A 5399-nucleotide genomic window follows, 5' to 3' on the forward strand; every position below is an offset into this window, starting at 1 on the left:
ATTTCTCGCCATTTTTTTCTAAAGGATTTGGTCCTGTGTTTGCCACAGCAAGTTTTGTTTTTATCTCTTACGGCGGCTTAACTAAAGTGGCTGCTTTGGCTGAAGAGACAAAAAATCCAGGCAAAAACTTACCCCTAGGCATGATTCTTTCTCTTATCGTAACTTCTGTTTTTTATGCTTTGGTTATCTTTGTAACCATAGGAGTTTTAAGTCCCGAGAACCTAAAGGGGACTCTTACTCCAATCTCGGATGGGGCAGGAGTTTTTGGAGGCGATGTTTGGAGAATTATAATAAGTATAGGCGCGTTTTTAGCTTTTATTTCTACTGCTAACGCAGGGATTATGACTGCCTCAAGATACCCTTTGGGTATGAGCAGGGATAAACTTTTACCCGGTGTTTTTCAAAAAATAAGTTCCAAATTCAAAACTCCTTATATTGCCATTTTCTTTACAGGCGCTTTTATGATTCTGGCTATTTTGTTTTTCAAGTTAGAATTGTTGGTTAAAGTTGCCTCAAGCATATTGATTTTACTTTATATCTTAGCTAATCTAACGGTAATTTTATTTAGAGAAAGCAAAATCTTAAGCTATAGGCCAAGATTCCATTCTCCTTTTTATCCCTATCTGCAGATCCTAGGAATATTGGGAGGAGGCTTTCTTCTAGTTGAAATGGGAACATTTATTATTTTCCTGACAGTAATTTTTCTTCTATTGGGATTTATCTGGTATAAAGCCTATTCTCAAAAAAGAGCGGCACAGGATTCTGCCTTGATTTATGTTTTGGAAAGGCTGACAGTTAAGGATAAAGAATTAACCTCTGATAATCTTCTTACAGAGCTTAAAGATATTGTTATTCAGCGTGAGGGTATTATAGAACAGAAGTTCTATAAACTTGTTGAGGAAAGTATGGTTTTAGATATTGAGACACCTTTAAAGATGGAAGATTTTTTTAATGAGGTCTCGAACGTTTTAAGTAAAGACCTAAACTTGAAATCCGAAGAGTTATTCAGTAAGTTTATAGAGAGGGAAAAAGAATCAAGCACAGTGATAGCAAAAGGATTAGCCATTCCTCATATTTTTGTTAAAGACAGGAATGTTGACAAGTTAGTTCTGGTTCGGGCGCAAGCAGGAATTATTTTTCCAGAGGATCAATTAGTTCATATTGCATTTGTCCTCGTAGGCTCTTCCGGCGAGCGTGTTTTGCATCTGAAAATTTTAGCAGCCATTGCTATAATCGTCCAAAGCCACGACTTTGAAAAGAAATGGCTTGAGGCGCAAGGCGAGGAGGAATTGAAGCATGTTATTCTTTTGGCTGAAAGAAAAAGAGGTTAAAAAATGCTCAAGATGCGAAACCCTCAGGGAGATTATCCGCAGATAGATAAAAGCGCTTACATTGATCCTACAGCAGTAATAATTGGCAAGGTAAACATAGGCAGGAATGTTTTTGTTGGCCCGACTGCAGTTATCAGAGCCGATGAACCTGACAGTTCGATAATTGTTAAAGATAACTGCAATGTTCAGGACAGGGTAATAATCCATGCTTTAGAAAACACCTCCGTATTGATAGAAGAAAACACCTCTTTAGCGCACGGCTGTATAATTCATGGGCCGTGCACGATTGGCAAAAACTGTTTTATTGGTTTTGGCTCAGTGGTTTTTGAATCTGAAATTGGAGAAAAGAGCCTCATAAAACACTTAGCAGTGATAGAGAAGGTAAATGTTTTCTCTGGCAGAGTGGTTGAATCAGGCCAATTAGTTAACTGTAAAGATAATGTCAGGGAGTTGAGGCTCGCAGATGAAAGAGATAAAGCATTTATGGAAAAGGTTATCAAGACCAATCTGAATTTAGTCAAAGGGTATAAACATGGAGGGAGTGAACAGTGATAGGTGTCCCCATGCAAATGATGAGCAAATCCTATAAGGAAGAAATAGCTCAGGAGGCTGGTAGGAAAAATAAGAAAAACAAATTGGGAGGATAATAACATGCCGGATAAGCAGGATAATTATAAAGTTGAACTTATAAATTCTTCAGATGGAATTTTAGAAGTGCGCTATTTTGATGATTGTAAGGACGAACGTTATCGCTCTTGGAAAATGCCAAGGGCAGTTGCGGAAGAACTGATTTTCTGGCGGAAGAGATTAACACAGAGTAAAGGCAGAGAGTTCCCTATAAAAGAAAAGACAAAAATTTGCGAGTTTAGCATGCCTACCGATAAATACATAAACATAAGAGAATTTGATAGTCTTGGTCGTCCCAAGATGATTGGTTGGAGTTTGCCTAAACCTGTAATAGAAGAATTAATCAACCGGGGTGGAAAAGAAAAATGAAAATATTTTCTACGGCTGATATCTACCTGTGCACAATCTATTCTCTTAATCTTATCTTTAACATTCTTTATTTTATAATTTACCGACATATTCTTTAACAATATACCCATAAAATTTTACTATAAGTGTAGGTTTAAACTATTATATAATGCTGTTAATAGCTTCTTAGTTCAGATGAGATATTATAACTAATATTTGCACGGAGAGGTAAAGGAACCGAACATAAATGAAAAAGGCAATTTTCATCCAATGCAGTGCAGTGCTTCTTATTTTACTTGTTTTAAGCCTTTCCGGAATAGTGAGAGCGCAAGCGATTCAGCTTTCTACGCAGGAAATCCGCTGGATTAGCGAAAGGGTCTTTGAGAATGAATGTGCCTCAAGGGATGAATTCTTAATTAAATGGAATGAAGGTGAAGATTTTCTTTCTCTTGGTATTGGTCATTTTATTTGGTACCCTAGGGGCAAAAAAGGCTCTTTCGAGGAAAGTTTCCCGGAGTTCTTAAATTATGCCAAGGTATCGGGAGAAAAAATACCTACCTGGCTGGATACGAATTTATCCTCATTTTGCCCTTGGAATTCACGTGAGGATTTCTTAGGCAATCAAAAAGACCATCGCTTGCTGGAATTAAGAGAGTTTCTAACTGAAACAAAATTACTGCAAGCTGCTTTTATTGTGAAGCGCTTGGAAGATGCCTTACCGCTAATGCTAAAGAATACTCCGGGGAAAAACCACGGGAAGATAGATTTGCAATTTAACCGCGTCGCTTCTACACTTTCAGGGGTTTATGCTTTGGCAGATTACGTCAATTTTAAGGGGTTAGGAGTAACATCATATGAAAGCTACCAGGGCAAAGGCTGGGGGTTACTGCAGGTTTTATCTGAAATGAAAGAAGCAGACAATGAATCGGAACCGCTTAGAGAGTTTTCCGTCGCGGCAAAGAAAATCCTGGAGGAACGTGTTAATAATTCGCCACCAGAACGTAATGAGAAAAAATGGTTGCCCGGATGGCAGCGAAGAATTGACTCATATCTTAAAGATAAGCGAAATTAAATAAAAAAGGCCATACGCAAAAGTAGTATTTAAGTAAGGAATGAAATTATTGTGAAGTCAGCGCTTATTATATTTTTGGCTATGTTAGCGATTGTTTTAGGATTCAGGGTTTATTCTTTGCAAAAAGAACTTCTAAGAGTAAGTAAGAACACTGCATTCAATGAAAAAAAGAGTGATTATCTAGAGAAGGAATTGATGCGCGTGAACCGGGCTTACAATGGAAAAGAGCGGCTTTTAGCTGAAATCGAACAAGACATTACAGAATTGGAAAGCAAGGTGCAGCTTGAAACACTTGAGCGGTATGTCCCTAAGAAAACCTGGGATGAAATAAAACCGATTGTTGACAGGTTGCAAGCTTTTCTGAAAACAAGAGAGAAAAATATTTTGCCTGACGAGGAATCGAATTAAGGGTAAAATCATCCCGTCATGGGCACATTAGCCATGGGAGGATTTTGTTGAGCAGTATTATGAAATATCAGTCTATGAATGTAACGTGTGTAGCTGCTGTTTTGAAGTAGAAAGAAATGAAAAAATCCACTTTTAAAAAAAATATTATAGCATTGTTTTTGATTTTTTTTGCAGCAGGCTGTGCAACTGTCTCTCACCAGCCACATATTGAATTTCCTCAAGGCATATACCATATTGTCGGAAGTGGCGAGACCCTTTATAGAATCGCTAAAACTTACAATGTAGACATTCAAGAGATTGTGCAGGCAAATAGAATCACTGACTCAACCCAAATCAGCGTAAGTCAGCAGTTATTTATCCCTGGAGCAAAATTGCCTTTTCCGATAGAGATTTATAGACCAATTACGCAGGAGAGGGTAGAAAAGCTTGTGGGGCCTAAGCACCAATTTTCCAGATGGAGCTATATTACTTTACATCACAGCGCAACGATTGAAGGTAATGCTGAATGTTTCGACCGAGATCACCGTATCCGCCAAATGGGCGGACTTTTTTATCATTTTGTCATCGGCAATGGTACGCTTTCCGGAGACGGAGAAATTGAAGTAGGTTGGCGCTGGAATGAACAGAAAGAGGCAAACAGGCCGCTTGATATTCAGATTTGTTTAGTCGGGAACTTTAATGTACAGGAAGTGAGTAACGCCCAGTTTGATTCGTTAGTCAAATTAATTAATGTTTTGCAGAAACAATACAACATTCCTTTGGGCAATATACGAAAACATAAGGATATAGAGGGCAAGATTACCGAATGCCCTGGCAATAACTTTCCTTTTTATAAGCTGTTAACGGATTTTAGAAACATTGCAAGACAGTAATTTCCACAGGACATCAGATTTTCGATCTGACGACACTGATTTTAATCTAGTGACTAGAGACCGACTGGTGCAAAAAATATAGCCGGTTTTTAAGGGTAAGAAGATGCGAACAACCCTACTATGTCCACCTTTCCGGGATGGACATCCTGTAAGCTTTTATCTCTTAAAGAGTTATGAAAGTTATCTCTGCAGAATAGCGGACAAATTGGACAAATTCTTGCTATAACTTTATCTCTAATTTGCCAATTTTCTTGCGCCGCAAAAGTCTTTGCGGCATCAAGCAAAAAATAACCGCCAGTCGGCATTTTTTGCTTGATATTTGGGGTTATGTTCTATTAAGAAGAACAGGGTTAACCTATGCTGGTCTTAAGTGGAAAACAAATGAAATGGAAAAGAAATATGATTCTCAGTTCAAGGTAGTGTTTGAAGCCCTTAAAAAATTATTGGCGCCTCGGCAGGTAAAACCAAAACCTCAGATAGGTTTTAAGCCTGATTCTGACAGGAAATCATCCTGAGCTTGATTAATTGAAAATATGTGGTATAGTTTATTTACAATTAAATAGCAGTCCCGAGTTTGGAAGGGGTAAATTCCAGACGTAAAAAAAGTAAAACCTTCATCATAGGAGAAATTCTTGTGAAGGTTTTTGTATTTTAAGGAGCAGTATAAATTTTTTTATCCTACGCCCGGCTGCCATGTTTGGTAGCGGTCGAACCACGGAGCCATAGGTAAATTTACTTGGC

At 38.0% G+C, this 5399-nt stretch carries 7 protein-coding genes; all 7 read left to right on the forward strand.

Annotation, left to right across the window (positions count from 1 at the left end):
• The coding region (locus KKC91_09155; GenBank protein MBU0478719.1) for an amino acid permease at nucleotides 1–1331 on the forward strand (1331 nt) is incomplete at its 5' end.
• Between the two features lie 3 nt (nucleotides 1332–1334).
• Nucleotides 1335–1883 (forward strand): carbonate dehydratase, encoded by a 549-nt coding sequence (locus KKC91_09160; protein ID MBU0478720.1) that lies wholly within the window; start codon nucleotides 1335–1337, stop codon nucleotides 1881–1883.
• Nucleotides 1884–1982: 99 nt separating this feature from the next.
• Complete coding sequence (locus KKC91_09165) at nucleotides 1983–2327, forward strand: hypothetical protein (GenBank protein ID MBU0478721.1); 345 nt, start codon at nucleotides 1983–1985, stop codon at nucleotides 2325–2327.
• Between the two features lie 226 nt (nucleotides 2328–2553).
• Nucleotides 2554–3378: a hypothetical protein gene (locus KKC91_09170; protein MBU0478722.1), complete on the forward strand. Its 825-nt coding sequence runs from the start codon at nucleotides 2554–2556 to the stop codon at nucleotides 3376–3378.
• 51 nt (nucleotides 3379–3429) lie between these two features.
• Nucleotides 3430–3786: a hypothetical protein gene (locus tag KKC91_09175; protein MBU0478723.1), complete on the forward strand. Its 357-nt coding sequence runs from the start codon at nucleotides 3430–3432 to the stop codon at nucleotides 3784–3786.
• Nucleotides 3787–3902: 116 nt separating this feature from the next.
• Nucleotides 3903–4658, forward strand: coding sequence for an N-acetylmuramoyl-L-alanine amidase (locus KKC91_09180; protein MBU0478724.1), 756 nt, complete (start codon nucleotides 3903–3905; stop codon nucleotides 4656–4658).
• Between the two features lie 308 nt (nucleotides 4659–4966).
• Complete coding sequence (locus KKC91_09185) at nucleotides 4967–5173, forward strand: hypothetical protein (protein ID MBU0478725.1); 207 nt, start codon at nucleotides 4967–4969, stop codon at nucleotides 5171–5173.
• Nucleotides 5174–5399 lie beyond the last annotated feature (226 nt).

The organism is bacterium (assembly GCA_018812485.1).
In the GTDB taxonomy this organism is placed as follows: domain Bacteria; phylum JAHJDO01; class JAHJDO01; order JAHJDO01; family JAHJDO01; genus JAHJDO01.

Excerpts from the sequence above, each read along its gene's own strand:
- KKC91_09180 (MBU0478724.1), top strand. The coding sequence starts at position 3,903 with ATGAAAAAATCCACTTTTAAAAAAAATATTATAGCATTGTTTTTGATT.
- KKC91_09160 (MBU0478720.1), top strand. The coding sequence starts at position 1,335 with ATGCTCAAGATGCGAAACCCTCAGGGAGATTATCCGCAGATAGATAAA.
- KKC91_09165 (MBU0478721.1), top strand. The coding sequence starts at position 1,983 with ATGCCGGATAAGCAGGATAATTATAAAGTTGAACTTATAAATTCTTCA.
- KKC91_09170 (MBU0478722.1), top strand. The coding sequence starts at position 2,554 with ATGAAAAAGGCAATTTTCATCCAATGCAGTGCAGTGCTTCTTATTTTA.